14 protein-coding genes and 1 pseudogene are annotated in these 15,819 nt (G+C 71.2%); 9 read left to right on the plus strand and 6 right to left on the minus strand.

From position 1 onward, the window contains the following. Positions 1 to 46: 46 nt before the first annotated feature. The gene (locus ACIBEJ_RS44055) at positions 47 to 934 is read right to left on the minus strand and encodes a sugar phosphate isomerase/epimerase family protein (protein WP_397188938.1); all 888 of its coding nucleotides are present in this window, start codon (positions 932 to 934) and stop codon (positions 47 to 49) included. Between the two features lie 191 nt (positions 935 to 1,125). Here ACIBEJ_RS44055 and ACIBEJ_RS44060 point away from each other — a divergent pair, with 191 nt between their 5' ends. The 3 genes and pseudogenes from ACIBEJ_RS44060 to ACIBEJ_RS44070 all read left to right on the plus strand — a co-directional run. Beyond that, on the plus strand, positions 1,126 to 2,082 hold the full coding sequence (locus ACIBEJ_RS44060) for a zinc-binding alcohol dehydrogenase (protein ID WP_397188939.1): 957 nt from the start codon (positions 1,126 to 1,128) through the stop codon (positions 2,080 to 2,082). Then, positions 2,079 to 2,864, plus strand: coding sequence for a sugar phosphate isomerase/epimerase family protein (locus ACIBEJ_RS44065; RefSeq protein ID WP_397188940.1), 786 nt, complete (start codon positions 2,079 to 2,081; stop codon positions 2,862 to 2,864). The genes ACIBEJ_RS44060 and ACIBEJ_RS44065 overlap by 4 nt, the downstream gene beginning before the upstream one ends. 50 nt (positions 2,865 to 2,914) lie before the next feature. Continuing rightward, positions 2,915 to 4,036: pseudogene (locus ACIBEJ_RS44070) on the plus strand (MGH1-like glycoside hydrolase domain-containing protein); the annotation flags it as partial. A gap of 9 nt (positions 4,037 to 4,045) precedes the next feature. On the opposite strand, the gene ACIBEJ_RS44075 reads toward ACIBEJ_RS44070, so the two are convergent. Together ACIBEJ_RS44075 and ACIBEJ_RS44080 are read right to left on the minus strand one after the other, a co-directional pair. Then, complete coding sequence (locus ACIBEJ_RS44075) at positions 4,046 to 5,146, minus strand: zinc-binding alcohol dehydrogenase (RefSeq protein ID WP_397188941.1); 1,101 nt, start codon at positions 5,144 to 5,146, stop codon at positions 4,046 to 4,048. Beyond that, positions 5,139 to 6,089: a Gfo/Idh/MocA family protein gene (locus ACIBEJ_RS44080; protein ID WP_397188942.1), complete on the minus strand. Its 951-nt coding sequence runs from the start codon at positions 6,087 to 6,089 to the stop codon at positions 5,139 to 5,141. Before ACIBEJ_RS44080 ends, ACIBEJ_RS44075 begins: the two co-directional genes overlap by 8 nt. A 105-nt stretch (positions 6,090 to 6,194) precedes the next feature. Between ACIBEJ_RS44080 and ACIBEJ_RS44085 the strand changes: the two genes are divergently transcribed. Together ACIBEJ_RS44085 and ACIBEJ_RS44090 are read left to right on the plus strand one after the other, a co-directional pair. Beyond that, positions 6,195 to 7,133 (plus strand): glucosyl-3-phosphoglycerate synthase, encoded by a 939-nt coding sequence (locus ACIBEJ_RS44085; protein WP_397188943.1) that lies wholly within the window; start codon positions 6,195 to 6,197, stop codon positions 7,131 to 7,133. Beyond that, the gene (locus ACIBEJ_RS44090) at positions 7,130 to 8,251 is read left to right on the plus strand and encodes a glycosyltransferase (protein WP_397188944.1); all 1,122 of its coding nucleotides are present in this window, start codon (positions 7,130 to 7,132) and stop codon (positions 8,249 to 8,251) included. The genes ACIBEJ_RS44085 and ACIBEJ_RS44090 overlap by 4 nt, the downstream gene beginning before the upstream one ends. On the opposite strand, the gene ACIBEJ_RS44095 is transcribed toward ACIBEJ_RS44090, so the two are convergent. Then, a complete protein-coding gene (locus ACIBEJ_RS44095; RefSeq protein WP_397188945.1) occupies positions 8,244 to 9,038 on the minus strand; it encodes a universal stress protein in 795 nt (264 codons plus the stop codon). The two genes, ACIBEJ_RS44090 and ACIBEJ_RS44095, sit on opposite strands and share 8 nt — an antisense overlap. Before the next feature lie 78 nt (positions 9,039 to 9,116). On the opposite strand from ACIBEJ_RS44095, the gene ACIBEJ_RS44100 reads away from it, so the two are divergent. Continuing rightward, the gene (locus ACIBEJ_RS44100) at positions 9,117 to 9,425 is read left to right on the plus strand and encodes a hypothetical protein (RefSeq protein WP_397188946.1); all 309 of its coding nucleotides are present in this window, start codon (positions 9,117 to 9,119) and stop codon (positions 9,423 to 9,425) included. A 115-nt stretch (positions 9,426 to 9,540) separates the two neighbouring features. Continuing rightward, complete coding sequence (locus ACIBEJ_RS44105) at positions 9,541 to 10,092, plus strand: phosphatase PAP2 family protein (protein WP_397188947.1); 552 nt, start codon at positions 9,541 to 9,543, stop codon at positions 10,090 to 10,092. Here the strand turns inward: ACIBEJ_RS44105 and pip are convergent. Further along, positions 10,089 to 11,045 (minus strand): prolyl aminopeptidase, encoded by a 957-nt coding sequence (pip, locus tag ACIBEJ_RS44110; RefSeq protein WP_397188948.1) that lies wholly within the window; start codon positions 11,043 to 11,045, stop codon positions 10,089 to 10,091. The two genes, ACIBEJ_RS44105 and pip, sit on opposite strands and share 4 nt — an antisense overlap. A 20-nt stretch (positions 11,046 to 11,065) precedes the next feature. Between pip and ACIBEJ_RS44115 the strand changes: the two genes are divergently transcribed. Beyond that, positions 11,066 to 14,236 (plus strand): NACHT domain-containing protein, encoded by a 3,171-nt coding sequence (locus ACIBEJ_RS44115; RefSeq protein ID WP_397188949.1) that lies wholly within the window; start codon positions 11,066 to 11,068, stop codon positions 14,234 to 14,236. Beyond that, positions 14,236 to 15,165, plus strand: a complete 930-nt coding sequence (locus ACIBEJ_RS44120) for a threonine/serine dehydratase (protein ID WP_397189193.1) — start codon at positions 14,236 to 14,238, stop codon at positions 15,163 to 15,165. Before ACIBEJ_RS44115 ends, ACIBEJ_RS44120 begins: the two co-directional genes overlap by 1 nt. Here ACIBEJ_RS44120 and ACIBEJ_RS44125 read toward each other — a convergent pair. Next, a complete protein-coding gene (locus tag ACIBEJ_RS44125; RefSeq protein ID WP_397188950.1) occupies positions 15,162 to 15,749 on the minus strand; it encodes a hypothetical protein in 588 nt (195 codons plus the stop codon). The genes ACIBEJ_RS44120 and ACIBEJ_RS44125 overlap by 4 nt on opposite strands. Positions 15,750 to 15,819 lie beyond the last annotated feature (70 nt).

The following is a 15,819-nucleotide window of genomic DNA, read 5'->3' on the forward strand; positions in this document are numbered from 1 at the left end:
CGCCGGGTGTCCGGCAAGGCCCCCCGCGAAAGGGGGTAGGCCGCCTTTACCCCACGATGAGCGGCCGCAACGTGTGATAGGCGATGCCGAGACCGGTACGGACCCTCGCCGGGCTCCCACTCCACACCGGATCCTCGTGCTCGACCGACACCACCCCGTCGTACCCGCCTTCCTGAAGTGCGTCAATGACCCGGGTCCAGTCGACCTGCCCGCGGCCGGGCACGCGGAAGCGGTACCAGCCCTTGTCGCCGCTGATCGGGCCGTGGAAGCCGGTGTGGTCGATCCGGCCGGCGAGGATCTCGGTGTCCTTGGCCTGCACGTGCGCGATCTCCGACACGTACGGCCGCGCCGCCGCCACCGGATCCACGCCCAGCGCCACCAGATGGGACGGGTCGTAGTTGAGCTTGAGCCCGAGCCCGAACATCCACTCCCAGAGCTCGGGGGAGTAGGCCAGGTTGCCCGGGTACCCGTCGGGGTGCCAGCTCTTCATGACGCAGTTCTCGATGACCACATCGACCCCGAGGCCCCGGGCGTGCTCGACCAGCGGCCCGAACACGTCTTCGGCCTTCTTGAGGTTGTCGTGGACGGTCATCCCGGCGTCGCGGCCGACGAACGTGCCCACGGTCGGGCAGCCGAGCGCCGCCGCCGCCTCGACGCACCGCCTGACGTGCGCGTTCACCTGTGGCCCTTCGGTTGGGTGCAGGTTGTTCTCGTAGTAGGCGATCGAGGAAAGGGCGAGTCCGGTGTCCGCGAAGATTCGCCTGACCCGCTCGTATTCGATCTCATCGAATCGCTCTACTCTGATGTGATTTCGGTTGTCCGTTGCCGGCCATCCGGCCACCTCCAGGGCTTCGAACCCCTGGTCGACGGCCCAGCGTGCGATGTCGGAAAGGTTGCTTTCCGGAAGACACGCTGTCAGGAACCCCAATTTCATCGGCTACCTCCAACAGAAGTCGTAGACTTACGAGTGCTAAAGGCACAACTATCGCGTGCAAACAAGCACTAAACCTCTGACTTTTGTTTGATCAAAAAGCGTAAGTGTGGGGAATGCACGTCATCACCATCCAAGGGCCAGGTGCAGTCCGCGTCAGTCTGGAGCCAACCGGTGAGCTGGAGCCGGGCAGCGTGCGGGTCCGCACGATCTACTCAGGTGTCTCGGCGGGAACGGAACTCACCGCCTACCGCGGCACCAACCCGTATCTCACGAGGAAGTGGGATACCGAGCAGCGACTCTTCGTCGAGGGCCGCACACACGCCTACCCGCTCACCGGCTGGGGCTACCAGGAGGTGGGCGAGGTCGTCGAGGCCGCCCCCGACGTGCGCGAGCCGCAGGTGGGCAGCGTCGTCTGGGGCGTCTGGGGCCACCGCGACGAGGCCGTGGTGCCCGCCGAACGGCTGGCCGGGCACCTCATGCCGCCCGGCGCCGACGCGCTGACCGGCGTGTTCGCCCGCGTCGGAGCCATCGCGCTCAACGCCGTCCACGCGGCCGACCTGCACCTGGGCGACCAGATCGCGATCTTCGGCCAGGGCGTCATCGGCCTGCTCGCGACCCGGCTGGCCGTGCTCAGCGGCGCCCGCGTGGTCGCCGCCGACGCCATCCCCGAGCGGCTCGAACTCGCCCGCCGCTTCGGCGCCGCCGAGACCTACGACGTGCGCGAGGGCTCGGTGGCCGAGTTCATGCGCAAGCGGGTCGTGGGCGCCGACGTCGCCATCGAGCTCAGCGGCAGCCACGCCGGCCTGCACGAGGCCATCAGGACCGTCCGCAGGGGCGGCAGGGTGGTCGCGGCCGGCTTCTACCAGGGCGACGGGCTCGGGCTGCGGCTCGGCGAGGAGTTCCACCACAACCAGGTGCAGCTCGTCTCCTCGCAGATCGGCGGCGTGGCCGCGTGGCTGTCGCACCGCTGGGACGTGGAACGGCTGCAGCGCACGTTCATGGAGCTCGTCCACCGCCGCGAGGTCGACACCGGCGACCTGGTCAGCCATGTCATGGACGCGGCCCAGGCGGCGGCGGCCTTCGAGCTGATCGACCGCCGCCCGTCGGAGGTGCTCCAACTCGTCTTCAAGTTCAAGGAGCCAGCGTGAAGCTTGCCGTACAGGAGCAGCTCCTGCCGGGGCGCAGCCTGCAGGAGAAGTTCGCCTTCGCGGTCGATGCCGGATTCGACGCGATCGAGCTGCGCGGGAAGGGCGACTTCCACTTCGCCGGGCGGCTGACCGAGCTGAAGCGGGCCCTCGCCGACGGGGTGGTGATGCCGACCGTCTGCGTGGACATGCCGCACTTCATCGGCGACTTCGACGCGGCCAGACGCACCGACGCCATCCAGCAGTTGCGCTCCCAGCTCACCGTCATCGCGGAGCTGGGCGGGATCGGCGTCATGACGCCCGCCTCGTGGGGGCAGTTCTCGCGGCGGCTGCCGCCGTTCGAGCCGCCGCGCAGCCCGAGGGAGGATCGCGAGGTGCTCACCGAGGCGCTCGGGGTGCTCGGCGAGCACGCGCAGCGCAACGGCGTGCTGATCATGCTGGAGCCGCTCAACCGCTACGAGAACCACATGGTCAACACCCTGGCCGAGGCGGTGTCCTACTGCTCCATGGACGCGATCAAGGTGGTCGGCGACACCTATCACATGAACATCGAGGAGGACGACCCCTGCCGCTCGCTGGTGGAGGCGGCGCCGTACCTCGCGCACATGCAGATCAGCGAGTCCAACCGCAACCAGCCCGGCACCGGGCACCTCGACTGGGGTTCCCAGCTCGCCGCGCTCGACGCCACCGGGTACGAGGGCTATCTGGCGCTGGAGTGCCGCCTGCGCGGCGAGCCCGAGATCGTGCTGCCGCAGACGGCGGCGTTCGTCAGGAAGTTCCTGTGATCCGCCAGGCGGTGCGGGTCCTGGTCGCCAACTGGGACGGCAGCTACACCGTGCCCTCGCGGCGGCTCTACCCCCACCAGTGGAGCTGGGACTCGGCGTTCGTCGCGATCGGCAACGCCCGCTGGTCGCCGCGGCGGGCCAGGTCCGAGCTGCTGTCCCTGTTCGGCGCCCAGTGGCGGGACGGGCGCGTGCCGCACATCGTCTTCAACCCGGAGGTGCCCGATGGCGCCTACTTCCCCGGGCCCGACGTCTGGGAGGTCCGCGCGCCTTCCGGCGCGGCCACCTCGGGCATTGTTCAGCCACCGGTCCACGCACTGGCCGCCTGGCGGGTCCACCTGGCCGATCCCGATCCGGCCTTCCTGCGGCGGATCTACCCCCGGCTCGTGGCCCAGCAGAACTTCCTGCGCACCGCACGCCGTTCCGCGGACGGCCTGATCTCGATCGTGCACCCGTGGGAGTCCGGCATGGACAACAGCCCCGCCTGGGACGCGCCGCTGGCCGCCGTCCAGGCCGGGCCCATGGGCGCGCGGCGCAGGGACCTCGTCCACGTCAACGCCGACGAGCGTCCTACCGACCGCGACTACGAGCGCTACACCGCGCTGGCCCGCGCCTACCGCGACACCGGCTACCGCAGGGCGGGCGCCTTCGCGGTCGAGGATCCGCTGTTCAACGCCGCGTACGGCATCGCCGAGACGTCACTGGCGCGCATCGCCAGGGCGATCGGCCGCGACCCCGACCCGCACCACCGCGAGGCCGCCGAGATCACCGCCGCCATGATCGCCCACCTCTACGACGACGGCCTCTTCCACGCCCGCGACGCCGGCACCGGCTGCCCGATCCGCTCCCAGAGCGCCGCGGGGCTCATCCCGCTCATGCTGCCCGACCTGCCGCGCGAGATCGCCAACGCGCTGATCGGCACCGCGCTCGACCGCTTCGAGATCAAGAACGGGCTGCTGCCCAGCTACGCCCCGGGCACCCCGGAGTTCGACCCGGCCCGCTACTGGCGCGGGCCGAGCTGGCTCAACCTGACCTGGCTGCTCTGGCAGGGGCTGCGGCACCGCCGTCCCGACCTGGCGCAGACGCTGGCCGACGGCATGATCGGCGCGGTCGCGCGGTCGGGCTTTCGCGAGTACTTCGACCCGTTCACCCGCGCTGGGCACGGCTGCCGCGACTTCAGCTGGTCAGCCGCGCTCGTCCTGGACGTCGCGGCAGAGCACGGCCTGGAGGGACTCCCTGCGGCGGGCGGCGAGGTCGCCAAGGAACTCGGGCGCCTTGCCGAAGCGGACGACGTCGGTGATCACGTGCTCACGTAGCCACGGGCCGATGCCGTGCAGCAGTTCGACCGTCTCGCGCGAGAGGCGGTCGCGGTCCCAGGCGTGGGACATGCCGCGCGGCACCCGGCCGATCTGCGCGCAGCGCAGGCTCAGGCCGTTGTGGTGGAACTCCTCGCCGAGCCGTACCTGTCCCGCGCCGCCGGTGTAGAAGGCCAGGTCGATCGCGCTGCCCTGGGGGCGCAGCAGCTTGAGCGCCAGTGCCAGCGCGCGCTCCTGGCCGCGGCACTGGAAGACCACGTCGGCGCCGTGGTCGTTCGGCCCGTGGCGCCAGCGGTGCTTGAGCGTCAGCGCGTCCTCGGCCGGGAGCGTCCGCACGCCGAGCGCGGCGGCCACGCACAGGCGCGCGGGGGTCTCGTCGATGACCACGACCTCGGTCCCGGCTCCCGCGCCCGCCGCGAACGCCGCCACCAGCAGCCCGACCACGCCCGCCCCGATCACGGCCACCCGCCGCCCGCGCACCCCGTCGCGCAGGTCGCGCACGTCGGGGCCGAGCAGGTCGTGCGCCGCGTGCAGCAGGCCGTTGGCGCAGATCGGCCCCATGTGCGCGGCGTAGATCCCGAGCAGCGGGTCGAGGTCGTGGGGCAGCGTGACGAAGCGGTCGCGCCGCGGGTCGGCGGCGTAGGCGGTGCGGTGCCCGTAGGCCATGGCGACGATCTGGCCCACGGCGACCGCGTCCGTGCGGCTGTCCACGACCATGCCCACCTGCATGTACCCGATGCCGCGCACCGGGTACTCCATCACCGGGCCGCCCGTGCCGAACAACCCGAGCACCGGGTCCCAGGAGGTGTTCAGGTAAGGGTTGGTGCCCTTGACGTAGGTCAGCTCGGTTCCCGCGGAGATGCCGCTGTAGACGGTCTCCACCAGGAAGCCGCCGGGCGCCGCCATGGGCATCGGCTCCGAGATCAGGCTGACCCGCCCCGGCCCGTCGATGCTGAGGACCTCAGCCATCCAGCACCACCGGCTCCCGCGTGGCCGCCGACCGCGCCACCGCCTGCGCCAGGCGATGGGTCCGAAGCGCCTCGTGGTACGGCACGCGCACGTCAGCCTGTCTGCCCTGCACGGCGTTGACGAACTCCCTGTCCACCAGCGTCTTGGCCATCCCGCCGTCCTCGATCACCGTGCGCCCGTCGACCACCAGCCGCTCCTCGCCCAGGTCGAGCGTGACGCCCTCGGCGTGCACCTCCAGCCCGGCCCGCTGCTTGCCCGAGCACAGGCTGGTGGCGGCCAGCGTGCCCGCGGCGCCGCCGGTGAAACGCAGCACGGCCGCGGTGGCCCGGTCGATCTCGCCGTCCTCGGCGCCCTCCGACGGCACCGCGTGCACCATCGCTACCTCGCCCACCAGGATCCTGGCCAGGTCCAGCACGTGGACGGCCTGCTCCACGATCTGGCCGCCCGAGGTCTCGGTACGCAGCCACCAGCCCACCGGCGGCACCTTGTCGAGCCAGTGGCCGAGGGCCAGCCGTACCGGACGGCCGGCGAGCAGGTCACGGGCCTTCTGCAGGATGTCGAGGTAGCGCCAGTGGTGCCCGACGGCGGAGGGGAGGCCGCGGCGGGATATCTCTGCGGAGATCTTTTCGGCCGTCTCTAGATCAATCGCTAACGGCTTTTCCACGAAAAGCGGAAGATTACACGACAGGGCATCTGTTTCCGGGTTACCGTGCGCGAAAGGCGGCACGCACACGTAGACGGCATCCAGCCCGCCGGCGTCCAGCAGGTCGGCATGATCCCCGTACGACGGGGAACCATACCGAGAGGCCAGTGCTTCGGCCTTATGGGGAACCGCGTCGGCGATTCCGGCAATCGTCACGTCGGGGAATGCTGAGAGCACGTCTGCGTGGCGGGCGGCCACATTTCCAGCACCTATGATGCCGATTCGAGTTATTGGCGACACAGGATGGCATATCCCACATCCGCCGATGAACAAACGAAAATGTTCGAGCTCCTATCGACAGGGCATGTGTCGCCAACCGTGACCTGAGACGATCGGGGTGAGCACATGCAGACGGATCCGCGGGTCCGGGACTGGTATCGGCGGCGCACGAGCAGCGCCGCCGACTGGTCGCCGGACACACTCGTGGCCGCCAAGGGGGCGACCACGGTGAGCGTGGTTCTACCCGCCCGTGACGAGGAGCGCACCGTCGGGCGGATCGTCTCGGTGATCAGGAGTGACCTGCCCGACCTCGTCGACGAGATCGTCGTCGTGGACTCACGCTCCACCGACGCCACGGCCGCCGTGGCCGCGGCGGCCGGCGCCACCGTCGTCCACCAGGACGAGGTGCTGTCGCACCTGCCGCCGCTGTCGGGCAAGGGCGAGGCGCTCTGGAAGGGACTGGCCGCCAGTTCCGGCGACCTCGTCGTCTTCGTCGACGCCGACCTGCGCGACTTCCACTCCGGCTTCGTCACCGGCCTGCTCGGCCCGCTGCTGCTCGACCTGGGGGTCCAGTTCGTCAAGGGCGCCTACGACCGGCCGCTGAACGGGCGGCGCGGCGAGGGCGGCCGGGTCACCGAACTCGTCGCCCGCCCCCTGCTCAACCTGTGGTGGCCCGAGCTGTCCGGCTTCATCCAGCCGCTCGGCGGCGAGTACGCGGCCCGCAGAACGGTCCTGGAACGTGTGCCGTTCGCCACCGAGTACGGGGTGGAACTCGGTCTGCTCGTGGACCTGCTCGAACTCGCCGGCCTCGACGCCATGGCCCAGGTGGACCTGGGCTGCCGCACCCACGCGCACCAGTCCACGGCGGCGCTCGGCCGCATGGCCGCCCAGATCATGATCACCGCGTGGACCCGGCTCGAACGCCAGGGCCGCGTGGTGTCGGCGGCCCCGCCCGCGCACGCCCTGCTCCAGTTCGACACCGAACGCCGTACGGCCAGCGCCGACGTGGGCGTGGCCGAGCGGCCGCCGCTGGCTTCCCTGGCCATCGAGGAGGACGTCGCGTGAACATCCTGATGAACGCGGGACCCTGGCTGGAGGTGCCGCCACCCGGATACGGCGGCATCGAGAACGTGGTGGCCACGCTGGTGCCCGCGCTGCGCGAGCGCGGCGTACGCGTGGTGCTGGCCACGGTCGGGGCCAGCACGATCGAGGCCGACGAACTGGTCTCGGCCTTCCCCGAGGGGCAGTTCGCCCATTTGCAGAAGCCGTACAACCAGGTGATGGGGCTGGCCCACGCCCACCAGGCGCGGGTGGCGGAGGAACTGCGCCGCCGCGACGACATCGACCTCGTCCACGACCATCTGGAGGTGGTCGGGCCCGCGGTCCTGTCGGCGCTCGGCGGCCCGCCCGTGCTCCACACCCTGCACTGGGACCTGCGCAAGCACCCCCGCTTCTACGGCGCCTGGCCGCAGGAGATCGCCGTCAACGGCGTCTCCCACGACCAGCTCACCAGGGCGCCCGCCGCGCTGCGCGCCGCCGCCGTGGGCGCCGCGCACCTGGCCACCCCGCTGGCCGAGCGCGACCTGCGCTTCCCGCGCGGCGAGCACGTCGCGGTCATGGGCAGGATCTGCGCGCTGAAGGGCCAGCACCTGGCCGCCCGCGTCTGTCAGAAGCTCGGCCTTCCACTGGTGCTGGCCGGGCCGGTCAGCGGCCTCGGCGGCCCCGCCGAGCTGGAACGCGTCCTGGAGGACCCGGAACACCCGCTCCACGGGCACCCCGACGTGCGCTACCACCACGAGCAGGTCGCCCCCTACCTGGACGGCGAGCTGGTCCGCTGGGTCGGCGGCGTCGCCGGCGACACCCGCGACGAGCTCTACGGCAGCGCCAGAGCCGCCCTCTTCCCCCTGCAATGGGACGAACCCGGCGGCACCGCCGTGGTCGAGGCCCTGGCCCTGGGCGTCCCCGTGGTCGGGCTGCGCCGGGGCTGCCTGCCCGAACTGGTCGAGCACGGCCGTACCGGCTTCCTGGCCGACGGCGAGGAGGAACTGGCCGAGTGGCTGCTGCGCGTCGACGACCTCGACCCGGAGGAGTGCCGCCGCGAGGCACGCACCCGCTTCACCCCGGCCGTCATGGCCGATCGCTACCTGGAGCTCTACGCGGCCACCCGCGCCAGGCTCAGTTGAACCCCCGCGGCAGCACCGCCACCGGGCAGACCGAGGCGCGCAGCACCTTCATCGCCAGCTCGCCCAGGAAGACCCGGTGCGCCTGCGCGTCCTCGCTGCTCGCGCAGACCAGCAGGTCGCCGGGCGGCCACTCGACGGCCCCGATCGCGGCCGCCACGTCGTAGCCTTCGGCGACCTCCGCCTCGGCCTCGATGCCGGTGCCCTCCCAGGCCAGCCGTACCGCGAGGGCGAGGTCGTCGCGCAGCCGGCCGGCGTCGTCGGTGCGCAGGTCGAGCGTGATCAGCCGCAGCGGGACCCCGAGCCGCAGCGCCGCCTGGGCCACGCGCTCCACGGCCTCGTCGCACTGCGGCCGGTGCACGTACGCGAGCGTCAGCCGGGTCGGCGCGTCAGGCGGCCGGTAGCCGGCCGGGGCCAGCATCACCGCCTCGGGCGACAGGTGCAGCAGGTGGTCGGAGGTGCTGCCGATCGCGATGCGGCCGTGCTGCCCGCCGCCGGCCGAGCCGACCACGATCAGGTCCGCCTTGATCCGGCTGGCCAGCACCGCCAGGCCGCGCCCCGCCCCGCGGCTCTCGAACGCCATGTACTCCGCCGGCCGCTCGCCGAGCTCGCCCGCGGCGTGGGCCAGGTTCGCCTGCGCCTCGACCGCCTGGCCGGGGCTGCCCGGCGGGTAGATGGTAGCCACCGTCAGCTCACCGCCGGTGACCTGCGTGATCGCGGTCCCCAGCGCGAGCGCGTCCCGTCCTCCAGCGTCGCCGGTGTAGCCGACGATCACGTGCGCACCGATCACGCATCCCTCTCTACCCGTTCTGAGCTGGGAATACGCGGCTTCCATCAGACGTTGTGATGACTTGGAGGCGCACGCGACGTGAAGATCACACCAGACACGGAATTCAACGGCTTCGGCGGGCAGGTCACCCTCAGGGAAGCCGTGAAACAGCTCAAAGCACGCGAGATGGACTGCACCATCTCCCGCGAGACCCTCGAAGGCAAGGTCAGCGTCTTCGCCGAGTGCGTACAGCGCGGTTTCACCCCGCTGCGCAGCGAGATCATGGCCGCCTACTACGTGGCGGAGAACGACGCGGCCACGGCCGCCTTCGACACCGGACTGATCACCGAGGGCGAGCTCACCCAGCGCCGGCTCGATCTCGCCCGCATCCTCACCGGCACCGCCTGACCCCGATCGGCTCCCTCATCGGCTGAACGGCCGATGCGTATCGGCCGAAGGGCCGACGAAACCACGCGGTAAGATCATTAAGGTCGTGTCCATCGTTTCTTCACCGATTGGACATGTGTTGTACCGCGACATCGTCGACTTCGCCCTCGGCACGCCCGGCTGGGTGCACACCTTCGCGGAGGTGGGCACCGACGCCGGGCTCTTCGTGTTCGCCGCCCTGTTCGTGCTGTGCTGGTGGCGGGCCCGCCGCGCGCCCGCGCGCGAGCTGGCGCTGTCCCTGGTCGGGCCGTTGGCGGTGGTCGTCGCCTATGGCGTGAGCGAGGTCGTGAAGCTGATCGTGCGCGAGGAACGGCCGTGCCGCGGCGTCACCACCGTGGCCGCCTGCCCGCCGGCCGGCGACTGGTCGTTCCCGAGCAACCACTCCGTGATCGCCGCCGGCGCCGCGGGCGCGCTCGTCCTGGCCTGGCGCGCGCTCGCCTGGGTCGTGCTGCCGCTGGCGGCGATCATGGCGTTCTCCCGCGTGTTCGTCGGCGCCCACTACCCGCACGACGTGGCCGCCGGGTTCGCGCTGGGCCTCGTGATCGCGCCGCTGGTCACGCTGCTGTGCGTCGGCGCCGTCACACCCCTGGTCCGTCTGGTACGCGACCGGCAGGCCCTCGCCGCCTAACGGGCGAACCGGTCGGTCGCCTCCACCAGGCGGTCCACGATGCCCGGCTCGGTCGAGGCGTGCCCGGCGTCGTTCACCACGTGGAAGTCCGCCTCCGGCCATGCCTTGTGCAGGTCCCAGGCGGTCGCCATCGGCGTACAGGCGTCGTAGCGGCCCTGCACGATCACGGCGGGCAGGTGGCGGATCTTGCCGACGTCGCGGATGAGCTGCTCGGGCTCGAACCACCCGCCGTGCGTGAAGAAGTGGTTCTCGATGCGCGCGAACGCCAGCGCCATCCGCTCCTCACCGAACTCCGCGACCAGTTCGGGATCGGGCAGCAGCGTCACCGTCGAGCCCTCCCACTGCGCCCACGCCCGCGCCGCCGGCACTCGCACCGCCGGGTCGGAGCTCTCCAGCCGCCTGCGGAAGGCGGCCATCAGGTCGCCGCGCTCCTCCGCCGGGATCGGCGCCACGAACCCCTCCCACAGGTCGGGGAAGAGGTGGGAGGCGCCCTCCTGGTAGAACCAGTGCAGCTCACGGGGGCGCAGGGTGAAGATGCCGCGCAGCACCAGCTCCGTCGTGCGCTCGGGGTGCTTCTGCGCGTAGGCCAGCGCCAGCGCGCTGCCCCACGAGCCGCCGAACACCTGCCAGCGCTCGATGCCGAGGTGCTCGCGCAGCTTCTCCATGTCCGCCACCAGGTTCCAGGTGGTGTTGTGTTCCAGCGAGACCGCCGGGTCACTGGCGTGGGGCCGGCTGCGCCCGCAGTTGCGCTGGTCGAACAGCACGATGCGGTACAGCTCCGGGTTCCACTGGCGGCGGTGCTTGTCGGTGCACCCGCCGCCCGGGCCGCCGTGCAGCATGACCGCGGGCTTGCCGTCCGGGTTGCCGCACACCTCCCAGTAGACCTGGTTGCCGTCTCCGACCGGGAGAAGGCCGGAATCATAGGGTTCGATGGCCGGGTAGAGCTGTCTCATGATTCGGCATACTTCCATGTGTGGCCTTGGAAGCGGCGGCTCTCGCGGTGGGCAAGGCGGTCGGTGACCGCGCGGCGCGTACGTGGCTGGCGGCCAGGTCCACGGCGGACAGCCGCAGCCTCCCCCTGCTCGACCTCATGCGGTCGCGCTTCCCCGACCAGCTCGTGCGTCGCAAGGCCGAACGCCAGCTCGCCGACATCGCCGACTCCGTCACCGCCCGCGTGCTCAAACTGGCCGGTCACGAGTATCCCGGCCTGGAGGACAACGCCCGCGAGACCGTCCTGGCCGAGATCGTCGCGACCCTGTCCCGCGCGGACCTCTCCGACGCCGCCCTCCTGGCCGCCGACACCGATCCGGTACGGCTGGCCCGCTCCTTACCCCGCCCCAAGGACCTCGACGAGCCCGCCGCCAGGCTGTACGAGACCGTCCTCGACGAGGTCCTGGACTGCCTGGTCCGGATCGTCAGGCACCTGCCCGAGTTCCAGCCCCGGGCGGCGACCGAGACGCTGACCCGCCTGTCCGGCCTGGGGGAGCAGGTGGCGCTCATCCTCGACCGGCTGCCCGCGCGTACCCTCGAAGCCCCCGACGGCACCGACCGCGACGCCGCCTTCGCCCGCCGCTACCTGGAGCACGTCAGCCGCACCCTCGACACGCTCGACCTCATCGGCGTGCGGGTCGAACGCTTCACCCCGCGCACCTCGCTCAGCGTGGCCTACATCAGCCTGTCCGTCTCGGCCGCGCTGCCGCCCGCGCGTGAGATCCCGTTCGACGCCTGGCACGCGGGCGGCCGCGAGCCGGCCACGATGCGGGTGGAGAGCGCGCTCGGCCGCAGCCGCCGCACGCTGCTGCGCGGCGAGGCGGGCGGCGGCAAGAGCACGCTGTTGCGCTGGCTGGCCATCACCGCCGCCCGCAGCGCCTTCGAGTCCGACCTGTCGGACTGCAACGGGACCACGCCGTTCCTGGTCAAGCTGCGCAGCTACGCCGACCGCGAGCTGCCCCGCCCCGAGCACTTCCTGGACGGCTCCGCCGCGCCCCTCGCCGGCCTGATGCCGACCGGCTGGGTCCACCGCCGCCTGTCCTCAGGCCGGGCGCTGCTGCTGGTGGACGGCGTGGACGAGCTGACCGGATCCCAGCGCAAGGCGATCCGCCCCTGGCTGCGCGGCCTGCTCGCGGAGTTCCCCGGCATCCGCGTCGTGGTCACCTCCCGCCCGGCGGCGGCCGACTCGCGCTGGCTGGAGGACGACGGCTTCGTCTCCGCCTTCCTCGAACGCATGACCCCGGGCGACACCACCGCGCTCGTCCGCCACTGGCACACCGCCATCCGCACCGGCCACGACCTGCCCTGCGCGCCGGAGAAGCTCCCCGCCTACGAGGAGCGCCTGCTCACCCGCCTGGAGAACTCCACCCACCTGCGCTCGCTGGCCGCCACGCCCCTGCTGGCCTCCATGCTGTGCGCGCTCAACCTCGACCGCGAGGCCCAGCTCCCGCCCGACCGCATGGGCCTGTACGGCGCCGCCCTGGAGATGCTCCTGGAACGGCGCGACGCCGAACGCTCCATCCCCAGCTACGGCGCCATGCACCTCGACCGCGCCCAGAAGACGCAGATTCTTCAGGAACTGGCGTGGCAGCTCTCGATCAGCAACCGGGTCGAACTGGCCAAGCCCGCCGCCGTGTCCCGGGTGGGCAGGGTGGTGGCGGGGATGCCCCGGGTGCGGATGTCCGGCGAGGCGGTGCTGGAGTATTTGCTCGACCGCTGCGGCGTGATCAGGGAGGCCACGGAGGGGCGGATCGACTTCGTGCACCGGACGCTGCAGGAGTACCTGACGGCGCGGGCGGCGGCGGAGGACGGCGACATCGAACCCCTCGTCACCTGGGCGCACCGGGACCAGTGGCGTGACGTGGTGGTATTGGCCGCGGGGCACGCCAATGGGCCGGTCAGGACGGAGTTGCTGCGCGGGCTGCTGCGGAGGGTCGACACCGAGCCCCGGCAGGCGCGGCGGCTCAAGCTGGTGGTGACGGCCTGCCTGGAGACGATGCCTTCGGTGCCGGTGGAGCTGCGGGAGCGGATCGAGGCGTGTGTCCAGGACTTGGTGCCTCCCCGAAGCTCCAAGGCCGCCCGTTCCCTGGCCATGGCGGGGGAGGCGGTGCTCCACTGGCTGCCTGCGGACCTGTCGGGGCTGAGCGTGGCGGCGGCGCGGGCCACCGTGCGGACGGCGTGGCTGGTGAACGGGCCGCGGGCGCTGGAGATGCTGGCCGGATACGCGGGGGATACGCGTGAGGTGGTGCTTTCCGAACTGCTCACGGGATGGCGCTACTTCGACCCCGACATGTATGCGGAGCACGTCCTGTCGAGGACGGCCTTGACACCTCGGTTGCTGTGGATTCACACGAAGGGGCAGTTCAAGGCGCTCGACCGCATACAGCCCCAGCGGGGGATCTTCACCCTGAGCGCGTTGAAGGATGATCTCAGCCCGCTTCTCCGGCACCGGGACTCGCTGACGACGCTTGGCGCTCTCGGATTCCGTCAAGTCGTCGATCTTTCACCGCTCCGTTCCTTCACCTCCCTCGAAAGCCTGGCACTCGGTCACAACTGCTTTGAGAATCTCGCCTTTCTCGCCAGCCTGCCCCAACTGACTGATGTGACGCTCTTCGGGTTGGCCCAGATCACCGATTACGCGCCGCTCCGCACACTGCGCGAAGCGCACAGGTTGGCGCTCACCCAAGCTGCTGGGTTGACCCGGTGGGAGCAACTTCCCCCGCTCGATCACCTGGAGCACCTGTGGCTTGAAGGGTCCAGGTTGGTGGAAAGCGCACGCGACCTCGCCCAGCGTGCGCCCATGCTGAGGCGGCTGGACCTGGCCGAGGTGCCATTGCCTGCGGATATGGAGGCTTTGGGATACCTGCCGTTGGATCGTCTCAGCCTCAGGGAGATCGTGGAACTGGAGGATCTGAGGACGATCGCCAGATACCGCGATCTCACCAACTTGTGCCTCAGCGCCTGCCCAGGCGTTCACGATCTCAGCCCGCTCGCGGACCTCACCCGGCTGCAGACCCTGGACATCAGGGGCGTGCAGGCAGGGATCGACCTCGCGCCGCTGGCCGGGCTCCCGCTGACCAGGGTCGTGGTCGAACCTGGTCAGGTGGTGGTCAACGCGGATTGGCTCGGAGATCGGCTGGCTCGCGAACCATGATGGAAGGCATGGACGTGAAACTGGTCGAGCTCGACGAGATCCAAGCCGCCGCCGAGCGGATCGCCCCCGTAGCCGTCAGAACCCCGCTCGTGCCCATGGGCGAGGTGTGGGTCAAGCCGGAGAGTCTCCAGCGGGTCGGCTCCTTCAAGATCAGGGGCGCCTACAACGCCGCCGTCTCCCTCGCCGACGGGCGCGGCGTGGTCACCCACTCCTCGGGCAACCACGGCCAGGCGCTGGCGTACGCGGCCAAGAAGCTGGGTGTCCCGTGTGTCGTGGTGGTGCCGGAGGGGACGCCGCAGGTCAAGGCGGAGGCGATCGTCGGGCACGGGGCCGAGCTGGTCGTGGTGCCGCCGGAGCGGCGGGTGAGCGCGGCGGAGAAGGTGGCGGCGGAGCGGGGGATGACGATGGTGCCGCCCTACGACCACCCGGCGGTCATCGCGGGCCAGGGGACGATCGGGCTGGAGATCGTGGCGGATCTGCCGGACGTCGAGGTGGTGCTGGTCCCGGTGAGCGGGGGCGGGCTGGCCTCGGGGATCGCCTCGGCGGTCAAGGCGCTCAGGCCGTCGGCCGCGGTCGTCGGGGTGGAGCCGGAGCTGGCGGCCGACGCGCTGGAGAGCCTGCGCGCGGGGCGGCCGGTGTCGTGGGAGCCGGCCAGGACGTTCAGGACGATCGCCGACGGGCTGCGGGCCGACCTGTCCGAGCTGACCTTCGCGCACCTGCGGGAACGGCTGGACGACATCGTGACCGTCTCCGAGGACGAGATCCGCGCCGCCATGGGCCACCTGGCCAGGGCCGCGCGGCTGGTGGCCGAGCCCAGTGGCGCCACCGCCACCGCCGCCTACCTCGCGGGCCGGGCGCCGGCGGGCCGTACCGTGGTCGTGCTGTCGGGAGGCAACGTGGATCCCGGCCTGTTCCGCTCGGTGATCTAGGACGACCAGGGGAGGCGGGTCAGGAATCCGCGCTCGTCGCGGGCGTACTCGTCGAAGGCCCGCTGGATCTGCGCCAGGTCGGGCACCAGCGTACGGCGCAGCGTCCCGCCCTCCTTGTACTCCAGCTCATATCCCCCCGACTCTGGCGAGACCTGCATGAAGTGGCGCCCGAAGTTGACCAGGGCGGCGAAGGGGTTCTGGGCGGAGAGCGTGGCGAGCACGTCGTGGACGAGCCCGAGGTCCGGATCGGTGACGATCATCCCGTCGCCGGTGTGCAACTGCATGCCCGCATAGGCGCCGCGCGGTCCCGCGTTGTGGACGAGGTCGCGCTGCGGGTCGTAGCAGACCAGGCCGTGGGCGCCGGCGACGGCGAAGACCTGGCCGGACATCTCGTCCATGGACTCCAGGTCCATGGTGACCAGCACGTGGCCGGCGGCGTACGCCGTGAGCTTCCCGGGCAACTCCTCGGCGTACGGCGGCAGGGTGCCGCCCGGCGCGTCCTTCTTCGCCGCCAGGTACGCCTTACGGGCGTGATCTCGGGTGATCGGCTCCGGTTCCCGCCAGAGCATCAGCTCAACACTCACCTCGCCCATCTAACCGGACGATCGCCTCAGTCGGGGCATTCGCCAGCATAGGGCGCAAGATCCGCTTGCT

Origin of the sequence: Nonomuraea sp. NPDC050790 (assembly GCF_044456745.1) — a bacterium.
Lineage (GTDB): Bacteria > Actinomycetota > Actinomycetes > Streptosporangiales > Streptosporangiaceae > Nonomuraea.